The sequence below is a fragment of the uncultured Lactobacillus sp. genome, from assembly GCF_947367125.1.
In the GTDB taxonomy this organism is placed as follows: domain Bacteria; phylum Bacillota; class Bacilli; order Lactobacillales; family Lactobacillaceae; genus Lactobacillus.
Map to the genome: position 1 here is coordinate 22221 of NZ_CANBCQ010000018.1, position 23007 is coordinate 45227.

Annotated in this window: 19 protein-coding genes and 1 tRNA gene; 19 read left to right on the forward strand and 1 reads right to left on the reverse strand. The window is 39.1% G+C overall.

The window, feature by feature from the left end; translation table 11 throughout:
• Window positions 1-20 precede the first annotated feature (20 nt).
• A complete protein-coding gene (locus tag Q0Y84_RS06265; RefSeq protein WP_297951685.1) occupies window positions 21-722 on the forward strand; it encodes a GntR family transcriptional regulator in 702 nt (233 codons plus the stop codon).
• A 52-nt stretch (window positions 723-774) separates the two neighbouring features.
• Here Q0Y84_RS06265 and tagD read toward each other — a convergent pair whose 3' ends face one another.
• Window positions 775-1161: a glycerol-3-phosphate cytidylyltransferase gene (tagD, locus tag Q0Y84_RS06270; RefSeq protein WP_297951687.1), complete on the reverse strand. Its 387-nt coding sequence runs from the start codon at window positions 1159-1161 to the stop codon at window positions 775-777.
• Window positions 1162-1289: 128 nt separating this feature from the next.
• Here tagD and Q0Y84_RS06275 point away from each other — a divergent pair, with 128 nt between their 5' ends.
• From Q0Y84_RS06275 to Q0Y84_RS06360, 18 genes are all read left to right on the forward strand, one after another.
• Window positions 1290-2018: a WecB/TagA/CpsF family glycosyltransferase gene (locus Q0Y84_RS06275; protein WP_297951689.1), complete on the forward strand. Its 729-nt coding sequence runs from the start codon at window positions 1290-1292 to the stop codon at window positions 2016-2018.
• Window positions 2019-2028: 10 nt separating this feature from the next.
• Window positions 2029-3126 carry a glycosyltransferase family 4 protein gene (locus Q0Y84_RS06280; RefSeq protein ID WP_297951692.1) on the forward strand — a complete coding sequence of 366 codons (1098 nt, stop codon included), beginning with the start codon at window positions 2029-2031 and terminating at the stop codon, window positions 3124-3126.
• 79 nt (window positions 3127-3205) lie between these two features.
• Window positions 3206-4684 carry a nicotinate phosphoribosyltransferase gene (locus Q0Y84_RS06285; protein WP_297951694.1) on the forward strand — a complete coding sequence of 493 codons (1479 nt, stop codon included), beginning with the start codon at window positions 3206-3208 and terminating at the stop codon, window positions 4682-4684.
• Window positions 4681-5511: an ammonia-dependent NAD(+) synthetase gene (gene nadE / locus Q0Y84_RS06290; RefSeq protein WP_297951696.1), complete on the forward strand. Its 831-nt coding sequence runs from the start codon at window positions 4681-4683 to the stop codon at window positions 5509-5511. Before Q0Y84_RS06285 ends, nadE begins: the two co-directional genes overlap by 4 nt.
• A 175-nt stretch (window positions 5512-5686) precedes the next feature.
• Window positions 5687-8356: a calcium-translocating P-type ATPase, SERCA-type gene (locus tag Q0Y84_RS06295; RefSeq protein ID WP_297951698.1), complete on the forward strand. Its 2670-nt coding sequence runs from the start codon at window positions 5687-5689 to the stop codon at window positions 8354-8356.
• Window positions 8357-8449: 93 nt separating this feature from the next.
• Window positions 8450-9604, forward strand: coding sequence for a CDP-glycerol glycerophosphotransferase family protein (locus Q0Y84_RS06300; RefSeq protein ID WP_297951700.1), 1155 nt, complete (start codon window positions 8450-8452; stop codon window positions 9602-9604).
• A 1-nt stretch (window position 9605) separates the two neighbouring features.
• Entirely contained in the window at window positions 9606-11036 is a 1431-nt protein-coding gene (locus Q0Y84_RS06305; protein ID WP_297951702.1) for an oligosaccharide flippase family protein, read from the forward strand.
• Window positions 11037-11038: 2 nt separating this feature from the next.
• The gene (locus Q0Y84_RS06310) at window positions 11039-11737 is read left to right on the forward strand and encodes a glycosyltransferase (RefSeq protein WP_297951704.1); all 699 of its coding nucleotides are present in this window, start codon (window positions 11039-11041) and stop codon (window positions 11735-11737) included.
• Window positions 11738-11795: 58 nt separating this feature from the next.
• Entirely contained in the window at window positions 11796-12254 is a 459-nt protein-coding gene (locus Q0Y84_RS06315) for a SprT family protein (protein ID WP_297951706.1), read from the forward strand.
• Between the two features lie 76 nt (window positions 12255-12330).
• Window positions 12331-12418: transfer RNA gene (locus tag Q0Y84_RS06320), tRNA-Leu, on the forward strand.
• A gap of 83 nt (window positions 12419-12501) precedes the next feature.
• Window positions 12502-13149, forward strand: a complete 648-nt coding sequence (locus Q0Y84_RS06325) for a glycoside hydrolase family 73 protein (RefSeq protein ID WP_297951707.1) — start codon at window positions 12502-12504, stop codon at window positions 13147-13149.
• Between the two features lie 86 nt (window positions 13150-13235).
• Window positions 13236-15482, forward strand: coding sequence for a DNA helicase PcrA (gene pcrA, locus Q0Y84_RS06330; protein WP_297951709.1), 2247 nt, complete (start codon window positions 13236-13238; stop codon window positions 15480-15482).
• Between the two features lie 34 nt (window positions 15483-15516).
• Window positions 15517-17523 (forward strand): NAD-dependent DNA ligase LigA, encoded by a 2007-nt coding sequence (gene ligA, locus Q0Y84_RS06335; protein WP_297951712.1) that lies wholly within the window; start codon window positions 15517-15519, stop codon window positions 17521-17523.
• Window positions 17524-17535: 12 nt separating this feature from the next.
• Entirely contained in the window at window positions 17536-18684 is a 1149-nt protein-coding gene (locus Q0Y84_RS06340) for a CamS family sex pheromone protein (protein ID WP_297951714.1), read from the forward strand.
• A gap of 13 nt (window positions 18685-18697) precedes the next feature.
• Window positions 18698-19006: an Asp-tRNA(Asn)/Glu-tRNA(Gln) amidotransferase subunit GatC gene (gatC, locus tag Q0Y84_RS06345; protein ID WP_297951716.1), complete on the forward strand. Its 309-nt coding sequence runs from the start codon at window positions 18698-18700 to the stop codon at window positions 19004-19006.
• The gene (gatA, locus tag Q0Y84_RS06350) at window positions 19006-20445 is read left to right on the forward strand and encodes an Asp-tRNA(Asn)/Glu-tRNA(Gln) amidotransferase subunit GatA (protein ID WP_297951719.1); all 1440 of its coding nucleotides are present in this window, start codon (window positions 19006-19008) and stop codon (window positions 20443-20445) included. Before gatC ends, gatA begins: the two co-directional genes overlap by 1 nt.
• Before the next feature lie 4 nt (window positions 20446-20449).
• Window positions 20450-21880, forward strand: a complete 1431-nt coding sequence (gene gatB, locus Q0Y84_RS06355) for an Asp-tRNA(Asn)/Glu-tRNA(Gln) amidotransferase subunit GatB (protein ID WP_170080555.1) — start codon at window positions 20450-20452, stop codon at window positions 21878-21880.
• Between the two features lie 24 nt (window positions 21881-21904).
• On the forward strand, window positions 21905-22825 hold the full coding sequence (locus tag Q0Y84_RS06360) for a diacylglycerol kinase family lipid kinase (protein ID WP_061204501.1): 921 nt from the start codon (window positions 21905-21907) through the stop codon (window positions 22823-22825).
• Window positions 22826-23007 lie beyond the last annotated feature (182 nt).

Consider the following 23007-nt stretch of genomic DNA (forward strand, 5'->3'; position numbering starts at 1 on the left):
AAACTTTGGGGGTGGCGAGTATGGAAGAACCAATGTATATTAAGATTCACAATCAGATTAAGCGTGATATTGAAAATCATGTTTATCAGGTTGGGGATCGGATTCCAGCAGAACGACAATTAGCAGTTAAATTTGGCGTTTCGCGGATGACTTTACGCCAAGCGATTAAAACATTAGAAGATGAGGGGATTTTAGAACGGCGCTTAGGTAGTGGGACCTATGTAGCTAGTCAGAAAGTTCAAGAAAAAATGTCAGGAATCATGTCCTTTACCGAAATTACCAAGGCTAATGGACAAGTTCCTTCAAGTAAGTTGATTTCTTATCAGATTGGCAATCCATCTTTGTCTGAAAAAGAGCGTCTTGCGCTCAAAGATAATGAGAGTGTTTTGCGGATGGAACGAATTCGTTATGCTGATCAAACGCCAATTTGTTATGAAGTTGTCACGGTGCCATATTACTTAGTTAAGGACTTTTCTAAGGAAGACGTTTCAACTCATCTATATAAAACCTTGGAAAAACGCGGCGGCTTTGCCATTGGTCGGGTAACCGAGCATATTTCAGCTTCAATTGCGAATGAACAAGATGCCCGCTTACTTAAGGCAAAAAAGGGCGAACCATTAATTACTAGACGGCAAGTAACCGAACTAGCAGATGGTCAGCCGTTTGAATATACCCGTGCTCGCTACGTAGCTGAAAGATTTGAATTTACTTTTTCTAAATAAAATAAAACTCCAATCTCATTCAAAAGTGAATGAGGTTGGAGTATTTTTTTGCTTATTTAAGGTCTTCTTTAATCTTAGTCGTTGAAATACCTGGTGTTCTAGGCAAGTAAACGACGTCGCAATAAGGCTTTAAAAAATCAAATTTGCCTTTCCAGTCGTCACCCATAACGAAGGTATCAACATCATATTTTTTGACATCGGTGATTTTTTGATCCCAATCTTTTTCGGGAATGACTTGGTCAACATAGCGAATGGCTTCCAAGATATATTTACGTTCAGGATAGGTGTTATAGGCTTCCTTATGTTTTTTGAATTCGTTAAATTCATCAGTTGAAAGACCAACGATTAAATAATCGCCCAATTCTTTAGCTCTTTTAAGTAGACGCACATGACCGTAGTGCAAGAGGTCAAAGGTGCCGTAAGTAATAACTTTTTTCATTTTTTCTCCTTTTGTTAAAACAATCTTATCATGTTTGAAGAAAAGATAAAACTTGAACCTGATTCTCATACTTGCAGCTGGGAATGGTAAAATAGATACTAGATTAAAAGACGCATGAGGTGTGGAAAATGAGCAAAGTTAATATTTTAGGTGTTGATTTTGATAATAAAACTTTTAACCAGTTCCAAAATGAATTTATTAATCGGCTAAACAATCATCTGTATACCTTTGTGGTGACAGCCAATCCGGAGATTGTGATGGCTGCCAATGAGAATCCTGAATTTATGAAAATTTTGCAAAACGATCCTGATTATATTACTGCTGATGGGATTGGCATTGTGAAAGCAGCTAAGATGTTAAAGCAGCCGCTACCTGAACGGGTAACCGGCTATGATTTGTTTACATGGCTGATGAGTGTCGCTAACGATCGCGGCAGTCGAGTTTACTTAATTGGGGCTAAACCTCAAGTAATTCATGAAGTACAACGCAAAATTGCCAAGGAATATGCCAATATTAATTTGGTTGGCGCAGAAGATGGCTATTTTACTGAAGATCTTGAGTTGGTCGCTCATCGCATTCAAAAAGCGCAGCCTGATATGGTCTTTGCGGCCCTGGGTTTTCCTAAACAAGAAAAACTACTCTCAATTTTACGCAAAAATGAAACGCCAGCTCTAATGATGGGCGTTGGTGGTAGTTTTGACGTCTTTTCTGGTATGGTCAAAAGAGCACCAGAAGCATTTCAAAAGACACATTTGGAATGGTTTTATCGTTTAATTACTAATCCAAGTCGCTTTAAGCGAATGCTGGTTTTACCACAGTTTGTCGTGCGCGTTAAACAATCAAAGAAGGGAAAATAATTTTATTAAGATGAAGGTTTTGCATGTAAATGCTGGTCTAGAAAATGGCGGCGGTTTATCACATATTGTTAATTTGTTGACCGAAGCTAAAAATGAAGGAAAAGATTTTGAACTGTTAACTTTAGCTGAAGGCCCAGTCGCTCAAGCGGCAAGAAATGCCGGAATTACAACGCATGTTTTGGGTGCTAATAGCCGCTATGATTTGGGCAGTTTACGCAGATTGACCAAGTTTATTAATGACGGACACTATGACATCGTTCATACTCACGGGGCTAGGGCTAACTTATTCTTATCTTTGATTCATAAGCGGATTCAGGCCACTTGGTGCATTACGGTGCATTCTGATCCTTACTTAGATTTTGCTGGGCATGGTTTATTGGGCAATATTTTTACCAAGCTGAATTTACATGCATTGAGAAAAGCGGACTGTATTTTTGCAGTGACACACCGCTTTGCCAACTTGTTAATCAAGCAGGCTCATGTGGACAAAAATAAGGTGCATGTCATTTATAACGGTATCTTTTTCCATAGCGATAGTGAAATTCCAGCTAAATATGAGCATACTTACTTCAACATTATTAATGTTGCGCGTACCGAAAAGGTTAAGGGACAGGAATTATTGTTAAAGGCGGTTAAAAAGCTGGATGACCAACATATTCGCCTGCATATTGCTGGCGACGGTAGTCAGCTTGAGGCCTTGAAGGCCTTGACGCGGCAATTAGATATGGCTCCACAAGTGACTTTTCATGGTTTCATGACGCAACATCAACTAAGCGCCTTATACAAGCGGATTGATTTGGCTGTGTTGACTTCATATTCTGAAAGTTTTCCACTTGTGCTTTTAGAAGCAACCGATAATTTAATCCCCATTTTATCCACCGATGTTGGTGATATCCATAAGATGATTCCTGGACCAGAATATGGTTTTATAGCCAAGACAGGAGATATCGATTCAATTGCCCACGAGATTAATTTAGCGGTGAATAAATCACGTGAAGAATTGCGTAAAATGGCTCATCAAGAAAAGCGTTATGCGGAAGAACATTTTTCTGTCAAAAATCAATTGGACGCAATTGAAAAAGTGTATGCAACTTTCGGAGAAAAATAGTTTTGAAAATAGCCAAGGGCCAGTAATGGCTGTATAATTAAAAACGAAATTATTAATTTTTAATGACAGAAAGAGAACTATGTTTTATCCAGAATTAGACAAAGACGATTCTTTGGCTTTACACACTGATTTATACGAAATTAACATGATGTATACCTATTTCAAAAAGGGGATTGCGGATCGTAATGCCGTTTTTGAAGCTTTTTATCGCAACGAGCCTTTTGGTAACGGTTATGCTGTTTACGCTGGCTTATCGCACATCATTGAATATTTAAAGAATTTAAGATTTAAAGAAAGTGACCTGCAATACCTTAAAGAAAAGGAAGGTTACGATGACGACTTTATTGATTATTTGCGCAATTTTAAGTTAAAACTTAATATTCGGTCAATGAAGGAAGGAGAATTGGTTTTTGCTAACGAACCAATTTTGCAAGTTGAAGGTCCTTTGGCCCAAGGACAATTGGTTGAAACAGCTATTTTAAACATCCTTAACTTTCAAACTTTATTGGCAACCAAGGCAGCTAGAATTAAATTAGCGGTTCAAGATGATGGCTTAATGGAATTTGGTTCACGCCGTGCTCAAGAGACTGATGCGGCTATCTGGGGTGCACGGGCCGCTTATATTGGTGGTTTTGATTCAACCAGTAACGTTCGCGCTGGCAAATTGTTTGGTATTCCAATTTCCGGAACGCATGCGCATGCCTTAGTTGAAGCTTTTGGCAGTGAATATGAAGCCTTTAAGGCTTATGCCGAAACGCACAAGAACTGTGTTTTCTTAGTTGATACTTATGATACAGTTCGTAGTGGTGTGCCTAATGCGATTAAGGTTGCTAATGAAATGGGCGACAAGATTAACTTCTTAGGCGTGCGGATTGATTCTGGCGACATGGCTTATATTTCTAAGCAAGTGCGCAAAGAATTAGATGATGCTGGCTATCCAGATGCCAAGATTTTCGCTTCTAATGACCTTGATGAAAACACGATTACTAACTTAAAGATGCAAGGTGCTAAAATCGATGTCTGGGGTATTGGGACTAAGTATATTACTGCTTATGACCAGCCTGCTCTAGGTGCTGTTTATAAGTTAGTGGCCATGGAAGATGAATTAGGTGCAATGCGCGATACTTTGAAGATTTCTTCTAATGCGATTAAGGTTTCTACTCCAGGTAAAAAGCAAGTCTGGCGCATTAGTGCTAATACGGCTAAGAAAAATGAGGGTGATTGGGTATCACGTGATAATGAAGACCCACGCAAGTTTGATGCGCTCTTTATGTTCCACCCACAATATACTTATATCAATAAGGTAGTTACAGATTATACGGCGATTCCACTTTTGCATGATATTTTCAAAGATGGAAAATTGGTTTATGAGCAACCTAGCCTTAATGAAATTAAAAAGTTCTGTGCCTCCAACCTTGATGGCTTGTGGGATGAATATAAGCGTAGCTTGAATCCACAAGAGTATCCAGTTGATTTGTCACAAAACTTATATGAATCCAAGCTTGATTTGATTCAAGATATTCGACGTAAGATTAGAGAAAGAAGCATTGGTCGATGAGAGAATTACAAAAAGAAATTATTGCTTATGAACATGTTTTACCAGAAATTGATACTAAAAAAGAAATTAGACGATCAATTGATTTTTTGAAAGATTATCTAAAAGCTAATCCATTTCTTAAGTCATATGTTTTAGGGATTTCTGGCGGTCAAGATTCAACTTTGACTGGTAAGTTGTGTCAGATGGCAATTGAAGAAATGCGTGAGGAAACTGGTGATGATTCTTATCAATTTATCGCTGTTCGCTTGCCATATGGTGTTCAAGCTGATGCTCAAGACGCTGCCGATGCGGTTGCCTTTCAAAAACCAGATCAAGATTTGATCGTAAATATTAAGGAACCAGTTGATGCCATGGTGAAGGTCGTTGAAGCCACTGGCCAAAAGATTACTGATTTTAATAAGGGGAATATTAAGGCTCGTCAAAGAATGGTTGTGCAATATGCCATTGCCGGTGCTAACAAGGGTGCAGTTGTGGGAACTGACCATGCGGCAGAAAACTTCAGTGGTTTTTACACTAAGTTCGGTGACGGCGCAGCTGATTTAACGCCATTGTTCCGTTTAGACAAGCGTCAAGGTAAGATGCTTTTGAAAGAACTTGGCTGTCCATCTCACCTTTATGAAAAGGCTCCGACAGCTGACCTTGAAGAAGAAAAGCCAGACTTGCCTGATGAAGTTGCTTTGGGCGTAACTTACCAAGAGATCGATGACTACCTTGAAGGCAAGGAAGTTAGCGATAAAGCAGCTGATCAAATTGAAAAATTATGGAATAAGAGTAAACACAAGCGTCATTTGCCAGTTACTGTTTTTGACGATTTTTACAAAAAGTAAAGACTTGTAGATAATTAAACTTTTGCTTATAATTGACTTGTCATAAGGGAGTAACAGCAACTGCTTGCGATAAACTCAACAGCCGAAGAATAGTGATACTTCTGGGTTTATCTTAATTTGTGAGACTTATGTGCTACAAGCATGTAAGTCTCTTTTTGTTTTGAGGAGAGGAAAAATGGCTAAGAAATACTATGTCGAGTCAATTCCCGACACTGAAAAAGACCTTAACACGTCTGTCAAAGATGGGTTAAGTGCTAGCGATGCCAAAGCTAGGTTAGAAAAGTATGGACCTAATGCACTTGCTTCCAAGAAAAAGCAAAGCATGTTCATGCGTTTTATTGATCAATTCAAAGATTTTATGATCATTGTTTTGATCATTGCCGCAATTTTATCTGGTGTAGTCGCCCATGAATGGACTGATGCCGCGATTATTATGATTGTGGTCATCTTGAATGCGATTTTAGGTGTGATTCAAGAGGCACGCTCAGAAGCAGCGATCGATGCCTTAAAAGAGATGGCAACGCCAGATGCGCATGTGCGACGAGATGATACAATTGTGACAATTCCAAGTACTGAATTAGTTCCGGGTGATATTGTTTTATTGGAAGCTGGGGACGTAGTTCCAGCTGATTTGCGTTTGAATCAAGCCCATAGTTTAAAAATTGAAGAATCAGCTTTAACTGGTGAATCAGTTCCTGTTGAAAAACAGGCTAAAACCTTAGAGGACGAAGATATCGCCTTAGCTGACCGGGTGAACATGGCCTATTCCAACACCAACGTTACTTATGGCCGTGGCGAAGGAATTGTTACGACAACTGGGATGCACACTGAAGTCGGCAAAATTGCAACCATGCTGAATAATGCCGATGAAACTGATACCCCTTTGAAGCGGAATTTGAATCAACTTGGTAAGACTTTAACCATTATGATCTTGGCAATCTGTGTGATTGTCTTTATCGTTGGGGTGCTCAAGACTAACCCAGCTGAACGTAATTCTACATTAATGATTAATATGTTCTTAGTGGCTGTATCTTTGGCCGTAGCCGCAATTCCAGAAGGGTTGCCAGCAATTGTGACGATTATTTTAGCCTTAGGAACGCAGACGATGGCTAAGCACAAGGCAATTGTGCGTAAATTGCCAGCTGTTGAAACTTTAGGGGCAACCGATATTATTTGTTCTGATAAGACTGGTACTTTAACGCAAAATCGGATGACGGTCGAAAAGGTCTTTTATGACAGTAAATTGCATGACAATAGTGAAACAATTACTGGCACTAATCCAGCTTTGCTAGCCATGACTTTAGCTAATGACACTAAGATTGAAAATGGTGGCGACTTGCTAGGTGATCCAACTGAAACGGCTTTGATCCAATTTGCCTTTGATCAAAATATCGATGTGAATGACTTGCTTGAGCAATACAAGCGGGTACAAGAAGTACCATTTGATTCAGATCGAAAACTGATGAGTACAGTTAATAAGGATGGCGCACAATACTTTGTTGCAGTTAAAGGTGCACCAGATATGTTATTAAAGCGAGTAACCCAGATTGAGCACAACGGTCAAGTAGAGCCGATTACAGCTGAGCAAAAGCAAAGTATTTTAGCGCAAAACAAACAGATGGCTCAACAGGCTTTACGGGTCTTAGGTTTAGCATATAAGAAAGTAGATCAATTATATGATGATCCAACGACTGACAATGTTGAGCAAGATCTAATTTTTGCTGGGTTGGTCGGTATGATTGATCCAGAGCGTGGCGAAGCAAAGGCTGCGGTGGCTGAAGCCAAAAGTGCTGGCATCCGTACCGTAATGATCACTGGTGATCACCAAACTACGGCCCAAGCAATTGCTGAACGACTTGGGATTATTGAAAAGGGGCAAGATAAGCGCGTTTTAACTGGAGCTGAACTTGATCAATTAAGTGATGATTACTTTAAACAGCATGTTAGTGACTACAGCGTTTATGCCCGCGTTTCGCCGGAGCATAAGGTAAGAATTGTTAAAGCATGGCAGGCAAATGACAAGATCGTGGCCATGACCGGTGATGGTGTTAACGATGCCCCAAGTTTGAAGCAAGCTGATATCGGTATTGGCATGGGTATTACTGGGACTGAAGTTTCTAAGGGTGCCAGTGACATGATCTTGGCTGATGATAACTTTGCGACGATTGTTGAAGCTGTTAAGCAAGGGCGGAAAGTTTTCAGTAATATTCAAAAGGCCATTCTTTACTTAATGAGTTGTAACGTCGGCGAAGTTTTAACTGTCTTTATGATGACGATGCTTGGTTGGGATATTTTGGCCCCAGTGCAATTGTTGTGGATTAACTTAGTAACTGATACCTTGCCAGCGATTGCTTTAGGGGTTGAACCAGTTGAAAAAGGTATTATGAAACGCAAGCCGCGGGGCAAGAAGTCGAACTTCTTCAGTGGTGGTGTCGCTAGCTCAATCATTTATCAAGGTGTTTTAGAAGGCGTATTAGTTTTAGGGGCTTACCAATTGGGCCTTCATGTGGGACCACACGTTGATAATCTGGCTTTGCAACACGGGGATGCTTTAACCATGGCCTTTTTGACCTTAGGTTTAATTCAATTATTCCATGCCATTAATTCTAAGCACGTTCACCAATCAATCTTTAGTGCTGGTACGTTTGCTAATAAGTGGTTTAACGGTGCGATTATTATTGCAGCCTTGATTATGGCGGCAGTAGAATTGCCATTTATGACTAAATTCTTTGATGTGACTGAACTTGATGGTGGACAATGGCTAGTTGTCTTAGTAGCCGGAATTTGCATGATTTTAATTGTCGAAATCGTCAAATTTATCCAAAGAAGAATGGGTAAAGAATAAAGTTTGGCAAAAATACAGAAAAAAGCTTGAGTTTGCTCAAGCTTTTTTTATATTCTTAATTGTAAGAATATTTTTAAGGAAGTTTTTTAATTAATGAAGAGTTTTTTATTCCGTCTTTATTTAGCTTGGATGAAATTTTGGTCCCGCTTTACTACCATGGAAAATAATAATATTGTGGTCTTAAATGGATCAGGCCGGTCCGGTTCTAATGGCTATGCTTTTTATAAATGGCTCCAGTTAAATCATCCTGAGTATAACGTTACGTTAGTTGAGCCTTGGCCTTCATCACATTTGAAGTGGGAAACTTGGCAAAAAATTGGTGCTGCCCGTTATGTAATTACCACGCACCAACCTTTTAAAGTACGCAAGCATCAGATCAATGTGCAATTGTGGCATGGTGTGCCGCTCAAGCGGATGGGGATTATGGCGAATAATACTAAGCGCCGTGATAATCAGCGCAATGAAAAACTATGGCATAAAAATACAGATATTGTTGCTTCAAGTTCTGATTTATATGAAACCTTGATGAGTGCCTGCATGGCAATTGAAACTAAAAAATATCACAAGTTAGGATTTCCGCGCTTAGATTTGCTTACTAAACCAGTAATTTCCAAAAAGCAATTATTAGCTGACTTATTTAAAACAGAAGATGAACAAGCTAAAATTGGAATTTATATGCCAACTTTTCGCTATGAACTAGAAGATAAAACGATTATGGAAAAGATTAGGGAAGGAAACTTCTTTGCTTTTCAAGATTTTGATGGCGAGAAATTAAATGCGGAATTAAAAAAGCGACACCAATATTTGATCGTAAAGCTTCATCCCTATGAGATGCGCTTATTTGCTAACTTTAAAAGCAACTACTCCAATATTGCCTTTATGAATAATGACTATTTGTTTGATCATAACTATGATTTACATGAGTTATTAGGTGATACCGATTTCTTGATGACCGACTTTTCATCAATTTACTTTGACTATTTGCATTTGAACAAACCAATTATTTTTGTAACCAACTTTTTAACCCAATATGAAAAAACGCGTGGCTTATTAATGGGGCCGTATGCGGAAATTACGCCAGGAATTAATGTTAATTCTGAAGCGGAATTGATTAACAACTTAGATCACTTAGATAACCAACAATTGGCCAATCGCCGGCTTTACTGGCTGCATTTGACCAATCAAGTGCACGGTGATTCATATTGTGAGAATGTCTTTAACTATATGACCCAGGAATATCGAGGTTAGGATGCGTAAAACATTTTTAAATATCTTATATAATGCGGTTTACCAGATTTTTATTGTTTTGGTCCCGTTAATTACGGTGCCGTATTTGTCACGGGTTTTGGGGCCAAAAACTTATGGAATTTACAGCAGTGTTAACAACACGGTCCAGTTTTTGATGATCTTTTGTATTTTGTCGGTATCCTATGTCGGGATGCGGACGATTTCTAGAACGCGTACTTATGGTACGCCTAAGGAATTAACGCAAGCCTTTTGGGGGCTTTGGTACTTTCAAGGGATTGCCGGGATTATCACAATTACGCTGACAGTACTAATTGCTACATTTTTTCATGTGCAATACTGGTTCTATCTTTTATTAATGGTACCGTATTTAATTTCGGCACAAGTTGATATTTCCTGGTTCTTTCAAGGGTTAGCTGACTTCGGCCGGGTCGTTTTGAAAAATACGGCAGTTAAATTAGTCAGCGTCGTTTTGATTTTGCTCTGGGTAAAATCACCAGCTGACTTGTGGAAATATTTGTTAATTATGTCAGTGTCAACCATGCTTGGCTCTTTTGTCTTTTGGTTTGATATTCACCGCTATGTTGGCAAGCCAGTGGCGCACTTTTATAAATTTAAGAAAACGGCGATTGCGATTGGAACTTTGATGATTCCCCAGATTGCCACGCAAATTTACACTTCCTTGGATAAGCCAATCTTGGGCTGGTTTTCTAATTCGACGCAGGTTTCTTTTTATGATAATTCACAGCGTATTTCTAACATGGTTTTGGGCGTGATTACTAGTATTTCGCTGGTTATTATGCCTAAGATGGCGAGTGAAGGCAAAAAGGCGCAAAAGATAGTGATGAAAAAATCGCTAGAAGCAACGGTGATGCTAGGAACGCTTTTTGCGGTAATTATTATGGCGAATACGAAACAATTTGTACCATTTTTCTTTGGTAATAAATATATTCCGATGACGCCGTTAATGTTTTGGTTTACTTTGACGATTATCATGATTCCAACCGGTGGTGTTTTTGCCAATCAATTTGCCCTAGCTAACCAACGTGATAAGGACTATGCTTTTCCGGTAGTTATTGGAGCGATCTTAGAAATTGTGCTCAGTTATCTACTGGATCGGCCATATGGCGCGGTAGGAGCGATGATTGCAATTTTAATTACCGAAGCAGTCGTTTTAGTTTTGCGGCTGTGGGTGGTTCGTGATGGCTATCAATTTACCTACGTATTCCATGATGTACCTAAGTATTTTTTGATCGCGATCATTACTTTGGCAATCGGTATGGTCATGCCTAATTTGATTCCTTCCGCGTTTTTCAATATGGCGGCTAAATCAATTATTATGTTGGTAATTTATGTTGGATTGATGTTTTTATTAAAGTTGGATTTCAACGAAGATATTGTCAAATTAGTCAAGAATTTCTTTAAACGAGGTTAATCATGATTCCAAAAACGGTTCACTATGTGTGGGTGGGACATAACCCGAAGAGTAAGATTATTCAAGAGTGTATTGCCACTTGGGAGAAAAATCTGCCTGATTACAAATTTATTGAGTGGAATGAAGATAATTTCAATATGCATGAAAATAAGTATATTGAGCAGGCATATGCAGCTAAAAAATGGGCCTTTGTCTCAGATTATATTCGAGCCCGGGCGATTTATGAGCAGGGCGGGATTTATTTAGATACTGATGTGCGTGTAATTGATGATCTAACACCGCTACTTAATGATCGGGCTTTTATTGGTTTTGAAAATAATAACTATCTTTCTGCGGCTATTTTTGGGGCAGAAAAAGGACATCCTTTCATGCAGGATATTTTAAATTATTATCAAGATCGTAATTTTGAATTTGATGCTAACAATCAAATGGCTGGTGTAAATAGTGTTTCAGTTACTGATATGTTGCTTGATAAATATGGCTTAAAAATTGGTAACCAGGAGCAAATGCTTAAAGAGGGGATTCATGTTTATCCTGATGGCGTTTTATGCAATCCTTCTAAAGATTCTAAGTCAGTTCATTTGTTTACCGGAACCTGGATGAATGGCAAGCAGTCTTGGAAACACAAGCTTGTCTTAGATTTAAAACGGCATATTAACACTCCTAGGGGTGCAGGATTATATGCCAAAATTTTTAGATAAGAAGAAACAGTGAGATTAATTTCTTGCTGTTTTTTAGTTAAAGGCTAAAATACTAACCATGAATGAGAATGAATTGCAAAAATTGGTTGAAGATATTTCATTAAAATATTTTGGTCGTCCTTTTGTCCATCAAGTTAAAATTAACCGCCGAATGACGACAACTGGAGGGCGATATCACTTAAGTGATCATCATCTTGAGATTAATGCTCATTTTTTAGTGCCGCAATATCATGATTATTTGGTGGGAATTATTAAACATGAACTCTGCCATTATCATTTGCATTTATTGGGTTTAGGTTATCAGCACCGTAATCGCGATTTTAAAGTGTTGTTGCAAAAAGTAGGTGGTAGTCGTTATGCGCCCGATATTGGCTTGCGCAAAAAGAAAAAATATCGCTATCTTTATACTTGTAAAAATTGTGGCTTAAAATATCCCCGCATGCGCAAAATAAATACACGTAAATATCGTTGTGGCAAATGCCACGGTCAATTATATTTAACCCAAACTTTAAGCTAAGGAACAAGAAATTTAAAATAATTTATAATTTTCTCTTGCATCTCGATTATATTTAGGCTATTATAGTTGATGTGCCGCGGGCGTGGCGGAATGGCAGACGCGCAAGACTAAGGATCTTGTGATCGCTTTAGATCGTGGAAGTTCGAGTCTTCTCGCCCGCACCAATTAAGAAGTCGCAGTGAGCGACTTCTTTTTTTTACTCAAAAATCGGTTATACTTTAATTAACAGATTAAGGGAAATGTAACTATGGCAAAAAAACGTAAATCAAGAATACCAAAAAGTGTCAAAATTGTTGTACGAGTATTTATGATCCTGTTTATCTTAATGGTCGCTTTTGTCGGTTTTAGATACTACAGGCGCTATGCAATTCAGTCAGAACAAATTCGGCAAGCGCAGCTCCAACGCCAACAAGAAGCAGCTAAATTATTAAGACAGAAAAAAGCTTTTATTAAAAAGATTGGTCCTATTGCGCGTGAAGTAGATAAGTCCTATGACTTATTGCCAAGTATTACGATTGCCCAGGCTTGTCTTGAGAGTAATTATGGTCAAAGTGATTTGTCGCAAAAATACAACAACCTTTTTGGAGTTAAAGGTTCTAATCCAAATACGTCAGCGGTCATGACGACCAAGGAATATGTGAAGAATAAGTGGGTTACAGTGAAGGCACGTTTTCAAATCTATGACTCATATGAAGCTTCGATTCGGGCGCATGCTAGATTATTTCAGAATGGGACTACTTGGAATCATCAACAGTATAAGCATGTGTTAGCGTCAAAGGATTATAAGACGCAAGCCAAGGCCTTAGTTACTGATGGTTATGCAACTGATCCGGATTATGCCGATAAGTTGATTAATTTGATTGAACAATTCGATCTTGAAAAATATGATAAGTAACTCTAAAGCAGCGATTTAGTCGTTGCTTTTTTTGGTATAATATTTAAGTTGCATTTAATGAAATAATTTTTGTGGAGGGGAAAATAATGAGCGAAAAATCTATCTTAGCTGGTCTGAATCCGCAGCAAAAAGAGGCGGTCGAAACCACTGAAGGACCATTGTTGGTTGTTGCTGGTGCGGGTTCAGGTAAGACCTCGGTTTTAACCAGACGAATTGCCTATTTAGTTGAAGAAAATCATGTTGCACCTTGGAATATTTTAGCCATTACCTTCACCAATAAGGCGGCTAGTGAAATGCGTGAGCGTGAGCAAAAGTTGCTGGGTCCAGCAGCTAATGACATTTGGATGTCAACTTTTCATGCTTTATGTGTGCGGATCTTGCGTCGGGATGCCGATAAGATTGGTTATGATCATAACTTTTCAATTGCAGACTCAGCCGAGCAATTAACTTTGGTTAAGCATATTGAAAAGGATTTGAATATCAATCCGAAGATGTATGACCCACGCGGAATTTTGGCAGCAATTTCTAATGGTAAGAACGATTTATTGGATCCAGAAGCTTTTGCAAGCAGTGCTTCTTCACCATTTGAAAAGATGGCAGCCAAAGTTTATGAGGAATACCAACGTAGATTGCGCCGCGATCAGATTATGGACTTTGATGATTTGATCATGCAGACCTTGGTTTTATTCAAAAAAGATAATGAGGTCTTGCATTATTATCAAAATAAATTCCGCTATTTACTAGTTGACGAATACCAGGATACTAACCAAGCCCAATATGAGCTATGTCATGCTTTGGCCGCCCAATATAAGAATATTTGTGTAGTTGGGGATGCCGACCAGTCAATCTATGGCTGGCGTGGTGCCAATATGGAAAACATTATGAATTTTGAGCAAGATTATAAACAATACGGTGTTAAAACCGTTAAGCTTGAACAAAATTATCGTTCCACTGGTCACATTTTGTCTGCTGCTAATTCAGTCATCAAAAATAACCAGAACCGCAAGGCGAAAAACTTGTGGACTGATCAAGGCGATGGGCAAAAGGTAACTTATTATCAAGCTCAAAGTGGTGATGACGAAGCACACTACATTATTTCGAAGATTCAAGAAGAAGTCAGAGATAAAAAGCGGGCTTACAAAGATTTTGCCATTCTGTACCGGACCAACGCCCAATCAAGAACAGTCGAAGAAGCTTTTGTTAAAAGCAATATTCCTTATCAGATTGTTGGTGGCCATAAGTTCTACGACCGTAAAGAAATTAAAGATGTGATGGCCTACTTGAAGCTTGTCGCTAATCCAGCTGATACGATGAGTATGAACCGAATTATCAACACGCCGAAACGGGGCATTGGTGCAGCAACTGTGGATAAGTTGTTAACTTTTGCCGATGAAAATCACTACAATATTTTGGATGCGATGGATCATGTGGCCGAAAGTCCGATTAATACACGAGCAGCCAAGAAGTTGAGCGATTTTGGCAGTAAATTGCGGGATGCAATTGCTTATGCACAAAATGGTACGGTTACTGGCCTAACCGAGAAGATTTTGACTGATTTTGATTATACTGATGCTTTGCGGGCTGAAAATACTATCAAATCTGAAACTCGGTTAGAAAACTTGGATGAATTCTTGTCAGTTACTAAGCGTTTTGATGATCATTATGAACCAGAAGAAGATGAATCAAATCCATTAAGTGACTTCTTAGCTGAAGTGTCATTGCTCAGTGATCAAGATGATTTAGATGAAGATGACAATCAAGTAGCTTTAATGACTTTGCATGCTGCTAAAGGGCTAGAATTCCCAGTAGTTTTCTTAATTGGAATGGAAGATGGCCTTTTCCCATTGCAGCGGTCAATGATGGATGACAATGAACTTGAAGAAGAACGTCGTTTGGCTTATGTCGGGATTACGCGGGCTAAGCAAGAACTATTTTTGACTAATGCCTACTCACGCATGATGTATGGGAGAATGCAAAATAATCCGCCTTCAAGATTCTTGGATGAAATTGATGAGCAAGACCTGTACAAGGAAGAAAATGAAAAACTGCAAGGTAGCTTTATCAAGTCTAATTTTGAAAAGCAAACCGCTCCATTTGCGCGCAAGGCTGAACGAGCTCGAGCTGAAGTTTATACTGCTAAAAAAGCTGCTGGTGCCGTTGGTGCTGAAAAGAAGGGCTGGAATGTTGGCGATCAAGTTGAACACAAGGCTTGGGGTCATGGCGTAGTTACTAAGGTTAATGGCACTGGTGAAGATATGGAATTGGATATTGCCTTTCCTGGCAAGGGGATTAAGCGGCTTTTAGCTGCCTTTGCGCCAATTAAGAAGGTATAATTGAGGAAAGATTAATTTTGATCAGGGGGTAAAAATGGCTAAAGTTACGCTTGCTGAAGCTGAAAAAGAAGCAGCTTCACTTAGAAAACAGCTTAATGAATGGGCTGAGGCCTACTATTCTAAAGATGCACCTGAAGTTGAAGATCATGTTTATGACCAAAGCTACAACCGCTTGCTTGAATTAGAAAAAGAATTTCCCGAAATTGTGACACCTGATTCAATCACGCAAAGAGTTGGGGGCCAGATTGACAGTGACTTTACTAAAGTTGAACATCCAATTCCGATGCTTTCAATGGGAGACGTCTTTTCTAAAGCGGAATTAAAAGATTTTGATGGGCGCATGCAGAAGCTAGTTGGGCATCCAGTTGAATATAACGTTGAATTAAAAATTGATGGTTTATCATTATCACTTGAATATGAAAATGGTAAATTGGTCCGGGCTTCTACGCGGGGCAATGGTTATGTCGGTGAAGACGTTACTGCTAATGCCAAATATATTAGCGATATTCCACAAACTTTGCCCGAGCCGTTAACAACTGAAGTGCGTGGCGAGTGTTACATGGGTAAAGAAGCTTTTGCCAAGCTGAATGCTGAAAGAGAAGCAGAAGGTTTAGCAGTTTTTGCCAATCCTCGTAATGCGGCAGCGGGGTCTTTACGTCAGCTTGATCCCAAGGTCACTAAAAAGCGGCAATTGAGCACCTTTATCTATACTTGGGTAAATCCACCTGAAGAAATTACTAGCCAGCACCAAGCTATTCAACGGATGCATGATTTAGGTTTTCATACTAATGAGACTGGACGCAAGTTAGCTACGTTAGATGAGGTTTTTGCTTTTATCGATGAATATACCGCCAAGCGTAATAGTTTAACTTATGGCATTGATGGGATTGTTTTAAAAATTGATGATCTAAGCGTTGAACAAGAACTTGGCAATACGGTTAAAGTCCCTCGTTGGGAAATTGCCTATAAGTTTCCGCCAGAAGAACAAGAAACTGTTGTCCGTGATATTGTCTGGACCGTAGGTCGAACAGGTGTAGTTACGCCAACTGCAGTAATGGATCCAGTACAATTGGCTGGTACGACGGTAGCGCGAGCTTCTTTGCATAATCCGGACTACTTAAATGAAAAGGGCGTCAGAATCGGTGATACGGTCAAGTTGCACAAGGCTGGCGATATTATTCCTGAGATTTCAGAAGTAGTCATGGCTAAACGACCAGCAGATTCAGTTGCTTACCAGATTCCAACTACTTGTCCTTCTTGTGGTCAAAAGTTGGTTCACTTAGAAGATGAAGTTGCTTTGCGCTGTATCAACCCATCTTGTCCAGCACAAGTTGAGGAAGGAATTACCCACTTTGCCTCCCGGCCGGCAATGAATATTGCAGGGTTGGGACCCAAGATTGTTAAGCAATTAATTGCCAAAGATTTGGTTCATAATGTTGCTGATCTTTATCATTTAACGGCGGATGACTTGGCTCAACTTGATCATTTTAAAGAAAAATCAATCAATAATTTGTTAACGGCGTTAGAGAATTCTAAGCAAAACTCAGTTGAATTATTGATTACTGGTTTAGGAATTGACCATGTTGGGGCTAAGGCAGCCCGGTTAATTGCTCAAAAGTTTAAAAATCTGGCAAAGATTATGTCTCTAGACGTGCAAGAAATTGCTTCTATCGATACAATAGGCATGACGATTGCGGAATCGATGACAACATATTTTGCTCAACCAGAAGCACAAAAGGTGATTGAAGAATTGCGCGAAAGCGGCTTAAACATGGATTATTTAGGCGCAGATGAGCCGGCAGAAATTGCAGATAATCCATTTAAGGATAAAACTGTTGTGTTGACGGGAAAATTAGAGCATTATACCAGAAGCGAGTTCACTAAAAAGTTGCAAGTTTTAGGTGCTAAAGTTACCGGGTCAGTTTCTCATAAGACTGATTATGTGATTTATGGCAAGGACGCTGGTTCCAAGTATACTAAGGCCCAAACTTTAGGCGTACCGCTTTTAACAGAAGAAGAAGCAATTGCACAAATTGAATAAAGGACAATTATTGTGAAAAAATATTTGCAAGTAATGGCTTTAGCTGGAATCGCACTTACTCTGAGTGGTTGTGGTAAGTTGAAAGATTCTAGTTTGGCAAATAATGCAACAACCACTTCAAACACTAAGAAAAAGAGTTATCAAACTACCAACACTGGAAATAATGGTTATACCGTTTTGATGAAAAATGGGCGCTATGATATTAGTCCAATTACTGGGTTAACCGCAACAGATAATGATAATTCGGTTGATACGCGTGAATTAGAGCGAGGCTTAATCCAAATTTCGAAAACGCAATTTTCACCTAACCAATATGTTTTCCAAGAAGGACAGAAACTTGATGCTTCAACTGTAACTGATTGGCTAATGCGCAAGTCTAAGTCAAACCCTAGTGGCTTGAATCCAGTTAATAATGGTAAGACGGGTCCTAACACCCGAAATCCAATTTATTTAGAAGAAATTATTGAACAAGATTATTTGACGGGATCTGGTTCAAAGTATAATTTAGGTGGTATGAGTTTAGGCTTGGCAATGAATTCAGTCGATTATTACCAGAAAAAACGTAATGGGGCTGAATTTCAAACTGATATTTCACGAGCTGAACAAAAAGCTCAAGGTGAGCGAATTGCCAATGAAATTGTGGCTCGTCTACGGAAAAAGAAGGGCTTAAAGAATATTCCAATTACGATTGGTTTATTCTCAAAGACCGGAAAAGATTCATTAGTTGGCGGAACTTATTTTGCTTACGGGACAGCGGCCGCTAATAGTAGTAAAATAACTAAATGGAAATCCATGTCGGAAAAAATACAAGTTTTGCCGACAACTGGTAGTGAAAAGGCAATTAATAGTGATGATGCATCTCACTTCAATGATTTCAAGACGGCTATTCAGAATTACTTTCCAAATATTAGTGGGGTAACGGCAACTTTGCGTTATACTAATGGCAAGTTAACCCAAGAAAATATTTCGGTAACGACTCAGTTCTATGGCTATGAACAAATTCAAAGTTTTACCCGTTTGGTTTTGTCAACGGCTAAGAAATATTTGGCTAACAATATCCCAATTGAAATTAAGATTGGATCGGTTGATGATGTACAAGCATTAATTGCAAAAGAAACCGGCGATAGTGATTATCAAGTCCATGTTTATGGCGGCGAATAGGAGGTATATTTGCGTGGAAATCACAAAAGATACCATTAAACACGTTGCGACTCTTTCGCGACTTGCGTTTAATGAAGAAGAATTAAATAAATTTACTGATCAAATGGGATCAATCATCAATATGGCTGATCAACTCAGTGAAGTTGATACTGAAGGCGTTGATGAAACGGTCCAAGTTGTTGATCGTGATACTGTCTTCAGAGAAGACAAACCTGAACACTGGCAAGGACAAGACAGAGAAACATTGATGGCTAATGTTCCTGAAAAGGCTAACGGCTACATTAAGGTTCCTGTAATTATTAATAAGGATGAGGACGAGTAATGAATTACTTAAATGAAAATATTGATTCATTAAATAAAAAGCTTGCCAGCGGTGACTTGTCAGCAGATAAGTTAGCTAAAGACACTGTGGCAAACATTAAAGATACAGATAAAAAGTTAAATGCTTGGATTACCGTTTTAGATGATGCTAAGCCTGCAGAAAACTTGGACTATTCTAAGAGTAAGTTGGCAGGTATTCCAATTGCCATTAAGGACAACATCATTACTAATGGTATTAAGACTACTGCTGCTAGTCATATTTTGTACAATTACATGCCAATGTACGATGCAACAGTTATTTCTAAGCTTAAAAAGGCTGGTGCTACTTTCGTAGGTAAGACTAACATGGATGAATTTGCCATGGGTTCATCAACTGAACACTCATACTACGGTGCAACCCACAACCCATGGAACTTAGATAAGGTTCCTGGTGGTTCATCTGGTGGTTCTGCAGCAGCTGTAGCCGGTGGTCAAGTTGTAGCAGCACTTGGTTCAGATACTGGTGGTTCAATTCGTCAACCTGCCGCATTTAACGGTATCTTTGGAATTAAGCCAACCTACGGTCGTGTATCACGTTGGGGTCTTATCGCATTTGGTTCTTCACTTGATCAAATTGGTGTAATGACTAAGCGCGTTAAGGATTCAGCTGAAGTATTGAACGTAATTGCTGGTGCAGATGAACATGATTCAACTGTTTCAACTCGTGAAGTACCTGACTTTACCAAGTTTATTGGTCAAGATGTTAAGGGCCTTCGCGTAGCTGTTCCTAAGGAATACATGGAAGCAGTTAGCGGTGAAATGCGTGAAGTTATTCAAAAGCAAATTGATGCTTTAAAGGATGCTGGCGCAATTATCAATGAAGTTTCGTTGCCACACACCAAGTATGTTGTTCCTGATTACTACATCATTGCTTCAAGTGAAGCTTCATCAAACTTGCAAAGATATGATGGTATCCGTTATGGATATCGTGCCAAGGACACCAAGAACTTGCTTGATGTTTATGTAAAATCACGTTCTGAAGGTTTTGGTACTGAAGTTAAGCGTCGGATCATGCTTGGCTCATTTGCACTTTCTGCTGGTTCATATGACCGTTTCTTCAGACAAGCTGCTAAGGTCAGAACTTTAATTTGTGATGACTTTGACAAGATTTTTGCAGAAAACGATGTTATCGTTGGACCAACTACTACTGAACCTGCATTTGGTATTGGTGAAGAAGTTTCTGACCCAATTAAGATGTACAACAACGATATTTTAACTATTTCTGCCAACTTAGCAGGTATTCCTGCAGCTAGTGTTCCAGCTGGTTTAGTTGATGGGATGCCTGTCGGCTTACAAATTATGGCTAAGCGTTTTGATGAAGGAAATGTCTTTAAGACTGCTGACTTTATTGAACGTACTAACAAGTTTTATGAAAAGACACCAACTGGAATGGAGGATTAATTGAATGAATTTTAAATCGACTATCGGACTTGAAGTCCACTTCGAATTAAAGACAAAGAGTAAGATTTTCTCTCCTTCACCAGTAACTTATGGTGCTGAACAAAACACGGAGACTAATGTAATTGACTGGGCTATGCCTGGTACCTTGCCAATGGTTAACAAGAATGTTTACCGTTTAGGTATTATGGTTGCCATTGCAACTCACGCTCACATTTTGCCAACTACTCACTTTGACCGTAAGAACTACTTCTACCCTGATAACCCAAAGGCTTACCAGATTACTCAGTTCTTCCAACCACTTGCTCGTGACGGGTATATCGAAGTTGAAGTTCGCGGTAAGAAGAAGAGAATCGGTATTCACGAAATGCACATCGAAGAAGATGCCGGTAAGAACACTCACGGTACTAACGGTTATTCTTATGTTGACTTGAACCGTCAAGGTGTACCACTTCTTGAAGTTGTTTCTGAACCTGATATGGAAGATCCAGAAGAAGCTTACGCTTACCTTGAAAAGTTACGTAAGATTGTTCAATTTACTGGTGCTTCAGACGTTAAGATGGAAGAAGGTTCAATGCGTGTTGATACCAACATTTCCATCCGTCCTGCAGGTCAAAAGGAACTTGGTACTAAGGTTGAAATGAAGAACTTGAACTCATTTGACCACGTACGTCGTTCACTTGCTTATGAAGAAAAGCGTCAAGAACAAGTTCTTTTGGCTGGTGGTCACATCCAACTTTCAACTCGTCGTTTTGATGAAGCAACTGGTAAGACTGTTTTGGAACGTGTTAAGGAAGGTGCATCGGATTACCGTTACTTCCCAGAACCAGATATTGCTCCAGATCACATTTCACAAGAATGGATCGATGAGATTGCTAAGGAATTACCAAAGGGGCCATTTGCCCGTTACGACGACTATGTAAACAAGTACGGTTTGAAGCCATACGACGCTAATGTTTTGCTTCAAACTAAGGAAAGTTCTGACTTCTTTGATGAAGCTGTTGCCGCAGGTGCAGATCCAACTCTTGCAGCTAACTGGATGAACACTCAAGTTAATGGTTACTTGAACGATCACCGCGTTGAATTGAAGGATATTAAGTTAACGCCTGAACACTTGGCAGAAATGATCAAGTTAATCAAGGATGGTACTATTTCATCTAAGATTGCTAAGAAGGTCTTTGCTGAAACCATTGAAAATGGTACTGATCCTAAGAAGTATGTTGAAGACAATGGTATGGTTCAATTGTCAGATACTTCTGTTTTGGCTCCAATGGTTAAGAAGGTTGTTGATGATAACCCACAATCTGTTGAAGACTTCAAGAATGGTAAGGATCGTGCAATTGGCTTCCTAGTTGGTCAAATCATGAAGCAAACTCGTGGTAAGGCTAACCCTAAGATGGTTAACAAGTTGCTTAACCAAGAATTGCAAAGTCGTTAATTTTTAGAACGTTAGGTAGTAATTATGACTAGAAAAGCAAGATTAATTTATAATCCTGTATCAGGTCACGAACAAATGCCAAAGAATGTGGCCGATATTTTAGATGTATTAGAACAAGCTGGCTACGAAGCTAGTGCTTTTAGAACTACACCTGAAGAAAATAGTGCTCGAAATGAAGCTACTCGTGCTGCAAAGGAAGGCTTTGACCTAATCGTAGCAGCCGGTGGGGACGGTACAATCAATGAGGTAGTTAATGGAATTGCCTTTTTGGAGCAGCGTCCTAAGATGGCGATTATTCCAGCTGGTACTACTAATGATTATGCTCGTGCATTAGCCATTCCACGTGATAATATTCCAGATGCTGCTAAAGTAATCCTGAAGAATAAGACACGGAAGATGGATATCGGTAAAGCAGTTTTTGGTGATCAAATTCAATATTTCGTTAATATTGCTGCCAGCGGTTCTTTAACTGAATTAACTTATGGTGTGCCATCTGAAGTTAAATCTGCCTTAGGTTATGCAGCATACTTGATCAAGGGTGCAGAAATGTTGCCTCATTTGACCGAGAATGAAATGCGGTTGACTTATGATGACGGTGTTTATGAAGGCAAGTTGTCGATGTTCTTGTTGGGGATGACCAATTCAATTGGTGGTTTTGAACAAGTTATGCCTGATGCACAGCTTAGTGATGGTTTATTCCAATTGATCGTTGTTAAGCCTTCTGATCCTGTCAGCATGATGAAGCTGATGGCTTTAGCTTTGAATGGTAAACACGTTGATGATCCAAATATTATTTATACCAAAACGCGTAGCCTGAAGGCAGAATTGATTGGTAAAAGTGAAGGGCAAGACTTACCAGTTAACCTTGATGGTGAAATCGGTGGTTATTGTCCAGTTGAATTTAACAATCTGCAACAGCATATTGAATTTTATGTTGGCGGATAGTAGGTTTGTATTTACTGAAATAAAAATAATTAAGCAACTTAATTTGATACAATTCCACTAAAGTGGACGATTGAAATACATAAAGTATTGGCTCTTTGTCAAATTCTGTTGATAAAGAGTAAAGAGTTAGAACCAAGCAATTATTAAATTGCTTGGTTCTTTTTCTTTTACTTTGTTTTCTT

What these genes read in the sequence shown, in the direction of transcription:
- Q0Y84_RS06280 (WP_297951692.1), top strand. Translation starts at nt 2,029, where the DNA reads ATGAAGGTTTTGCATGTAAATGCTGGTCTAGAAAATGGCGGCGGTTTA.
- Q0Y84_RS06325 (WP_297951707.1), top strand. Translation starts at nt 12,502, where the DNA reads ATGGCAAAAAAACGTAAATCAAGAATACCAAAAAGTGTCAAAATTGTT.
- Q0Y84_RS06300 (WP_297951700.1), top strand. Translation starts at nt 8,450, where the DNA reads ATGAAGAGTTTTTTATTCCGTCTTTATTTAGCTTGGATGAAATTTTGG.
- gatA (WP_297951719.1), top strand. Translation starts at nt 19,006, where the DNA reads ATGAATTACTTAAATGAAAATATTGATTCATTAAATAAAAAGCTTGCC.
- Q0Y84_RS06265 (WP_297951685.1), top strand. Translation starts at nt 21, where the DNA reads ATGGAAGAACCAATGTATATTAAGATTCACAATCAGATTAAGCGTGAT.
- nadE (WP_297951696.1), top strand. Translation starts at nt 4,681, where the DNA reads ATGAGAGAATTACAAAAAGAAATTATTGCTTATGAACATGTTTTACCA.
- Q0Y84_RS06315 (WP_297951706.1), top strand. Translation starts at nt 11,796, where the DNA reads ATGAATGAGAATGAATTGCAAAAATTGGTTGAAGATATTTCATTAAAA.
- Q0Y84_RS06305 (WP_297951702.1), top strand. Translation starts at nt 9,606, where the DNA reads ATGCGTAAAACATTTTTAAATATCTTATATAATGCGGTTTACCAGATT.
- ligA (WP_297951712.1), top strand. Translation starts at nt 15,517, where the DNA reads ATGGCTAAAGTTACGCTTGCTGAAGCTGAAAAAGAAGCAGCTTCACTT.
- Q0Y84_RS06295 (WP_297951698.1), top strand. Translation starts at nt 5,687, where the DNA reads ATGGCTAAGAAATACTATGTCGAGTCAATTCCCGACACTGAAAAAGAC.
- Q0Y84_RS06310 (WP_297951704.1), top strand. Translation starts at nt 11,039, where the DNA reads ATGATTCCAAAAACGGTTCACTATGTGTGGGTGGGACATAACCCGAAG.
- pcrA (WP_297951709.1), top strand. Translation starts at nt 13,236, where the DNA reads ATGAGCGAAAAATCTATCTTAGCTGGTCTGAATCCGCAGCAAAAAGAG.
- Q0Y84_RS06285 (WP_297951694.1), top strand. Translation starts at nt 3,206, where the DNA reads ATGTTTTATCCAGAATTAGACAAAGACGATTCTTTGGCTTTACACACT.
- gatB (WP_170080555.1), top strand. Translation starts at nt 20,450, where the DNA reads ATGAATTTTAAATCGACTATCGGACTTGAAGTCCACTTCGAATTAAAG.
- tagD (WP_297951687.1), bottom strand. Translation starts at nt 1,161, where the DNA reads ATGAAAAAAGTTATTACTTACGGCACCTTTGACCTCTTGCACTACGGT.
- Q0Y84_RS06360 (WP_061204501.1), top strand. Translation starts at nt 21,905, where the DNA reads ATGACTAGAAAAGCAAGATTAATTTATAATCCTGTATCAGGTCACGAA.
- Q0Y84_RS06275 (WP_297951689.1), top strand. Translation starts at nt 1,290, where the DNA reads ATGAGCAAAGTTAATATTTTAGGTGTTGATTTTGATAATAAAACTTTT.